The organism is Wolbachia endosymbiont of Drosophila incompta (genome assembly GCF_001758565.1).
GTDB classification, from domain to species: domain Bacteria; phylum Pseudomonadota; class Alphaproteobacteria; order Rickettsiales; family Anaplasmataceae; genus Wolbachia; species Wolbachia pipientis.
In genome coordinates this window covers 531871-534534 of record NZ_CP011148.1, presented here as the reverse complement: position 1 = coordinate 534534, position 2664 = coordinate 531871, and the positions used below count along the sequence as shown (strand labels likewise).

The following is a 2664-nucleotide window of genomic DNA, read 5'->3' as shown; positions in this document are numbered from 1 at the left end:
GGATTTTATTATCTTCTTATTTGTTGACCCAAATATCTTTCTTATAAAAAAGAATGACAACGTAAAAATGAAAAATATAAGAATGGCTGTCAAAATTAGCGGAGAATCTAGCATAAACTTAAGTAAAGTCTTATTTAATATGAGATTATATTACTAAATGCAGCCTACAGCAATTACATATTAGATTTGGGGAGTCTTTGGAAAGTCTTTTTTAAATCAAGAATTAAGAGTTTGCCAGGCAATTCCTACCCTCGAAGGCCTTTCTATCAACACATAAAGACTCTATTGCATTATTTTAGGTGTTTGGTAATCTTTAATTCTAGATCAAACAAATTTATAGCAGCCTGTATGAGGTAACTAGTTATGCACGGTAATATCTACCAGCTAAAGGTATTGATGCTATTTTTGCATCGAGGAGTGCTCTATCAGCACTCTTTTCGCTTAGGTACAGAAATAGAAGAGGCCAGAAAATTCGATGATTTAGTATTTGAATGTACCCAAGGTAGTAAGAAAGTATACCGTTTTTTGCAGGCTAAACACACACAAGATGAAGATAACAAGAAAATTGGAGTAGGGAACTTACTTACAAAAGATAAAAGTGGTGAGTTTGGATTAGCAAAGTATTTTGTTTCTTACCTAAAGATCAAAAATAATCAAGATTTTGCAGATGGTAACCTGAAAGATTTTATTATCTGTACTAATATCGATTTTGATCTGGATCAAAGCACAGCACGAAACACAGTGAAGAAGTTGAGGGTAAAAACTTTAGGACCAAACGAGGAAATAGAAATTTTAGTTGAAGTAATCGACACTAGTGATGTCTATTTTAAAGATGGTGGCACTAGATATAAGTTCTCTTATATTCACAATAACATGATTTCAGTAGTGCAACCAGCATTTGAAAGTGCTGTAGAAGAAGCGATGGAAGAATTAGAAGAGGAGATAAAAAAACTCCAAAACAAGCCAGATCAGAACTCAAAAAGGAAATTGGAAAGAAATCAGACGTGGCAACGTGAATTTGGACGAATGATGAATGAAGGTAGGTTGGAAGACAATATAAAAGAATTTTTTGATAAGTTAGTATTTGCAGTAAATCAGCCCAATGAAATAAAACTAGCGGATATTATCAAAAGTGAGCTAGGCGAGCAATTTAATGATATTGATATTCAGAGTTTGGTAAGAATGATAGTAAGAGTAAAAAATTTACCTATGGTGAGCTAGAAGAGATACTGGGTCAATCAAATTTACCTGCACAGAATGAACATGTGAGAAGTGCTAAAGATGATCTTAGAGGTTGTCCGGAAACTAGTAAATTCAAGCATATTCCCTCTTTAACATAACCCTACTCATAGCTAGGTATATGAAATTCTCAGTGGATGTTGTGAGTAAATCATACTCCTTCGATAGCCTTCTATTCCTATTAACCCAAGCAAAAGTCCTTTCTACAACCCATCTTCTTGGCTGTACTTTAAACCCTTGTTCTCTTGTTGGTAGTAGCTCAGGTGGCGTATCTTTGTGCACCCAAAATCTACATGGAGGCCTTTTAACAATTTCAATATCTATGTCATATTCTTCCTTTATGTGATTCTTTAAATTTCTTCCTTGGTATCCCATGTCAGCCCACATTTTTTTAACTTTAGTATATTTTGTTCTCATATTGTTTAATGCTATTTTAATACCATCTCTATCATTTTCGTTAGCAGCGCCTACGTAACAACCTAGTATAAAACCCTGAGTGTCTGTAATTATATGCCTTTTTCTACCCTTTACTTTTTTACTTCCATCATAGCCTTTGATCCCCCCTTTTCTGTAGTCTTTACAGATTGACTATCTACTATACAGGCACTCGGCTGCTCATTCCTTCCTATTTTTCTTCTACTATATTTTGTAATTTCATAATTCATTTTCTCAAAAATTCCCTGCTTCTTCCATTGCCTGAACTGCTCATACACAGTCTTCCATAGCGGAAAATCATTTGGTAAATACCGCCATTGACACCCTGTACGCAATACATAGAAAATTGCTTCTAATATTTCTCTTTTGCTATACTTTGGCGGCCTTCCTCCTTTCTTGTATGATACTCTGAAGTGTTTTTCTATTCTTGCCCATTCCCTTTCGCTTAGATCTGTTGGATACTTTTTTCTCATCTTTACCCCGTACTAAAATTTCAGATATTATAGCCTTTTACTTGTTTCCGGACAACCTCTTAGGAGGCTTTCGATTTGAGGTGAGAAATCCAGTAGGATCGTTCACTGGAAGGACAGAAGAATTACGAGAACTACACAAATTAATACAAAAAAGTCAAGGTGTAGCCACAGTAATATCGCAACTGGTTTCTATTAGTGGGTTGGGAGGAATAGGTAAGACTGAGCTGGCCAAAAAATATATTGAAGAACACAGTAAAGATTATGACAACAATATTATATGGATAAAAGCTGAAACCCATGAAACCATGGTGCAGTCTTTTCTCAGGTTAGCTAGAGATCCTTTAGGCATTCCTACAGAAGATAGGGATATTGAATCTATTGTAAGAGACATATACGCTTTTTTCGCCAAGAGAAAAAGTCTCTTTGTTTTCGATAATGCAGAAGAATATAGAAGTGAAGGTCAAGATGCTGGTATTAGTCAATTCTTACCGTCCCACTTTTTATCATCTGATGATAA

2 protein-coding genes and 1 pseudogene are annotated in these 2664 nt (G+C 34.9%); 2 read left to right on the top strand and 1 reads right to left on the bottom strand.

Features of this window, described 5'->3' with window-relative positions:
* Window positions 1-363: 363 nt before the first annotated feature.
* The gene (locus WG67_RS02320; protein WP_070356845.1) at window positions 364-1221 is read left to right on the top strand and encodes a hypothetical protein; all 858 of its coding nucleotides are present in this window, start codon (window positions 364-366) and stop codon (window positions 1219-1221) included.
* Between the two features lie 93 nt (window positions 1222-1314).
* Here the strand turns inward: WG67_RS02320 and WG67_RS06145 are convergent.
* Window positions 1315-2147, bottom strand: a pseudogene (locus WG67_RS06145) (IS5 family transposase).
* An 80-nt stretch (window positions 2148-2227) separates the two neighbouring features.
* Here WG67_RS06145 and WG67_RS07810 point away from each other — a divergent pair.
* Window positions 2228-2664 (top strand): NB-ARC domain-containing protein (locus WG67_RS07810; protein WP_410543616.1); only part of this gene is annotated, 437 nt, incomplete at its 3' end.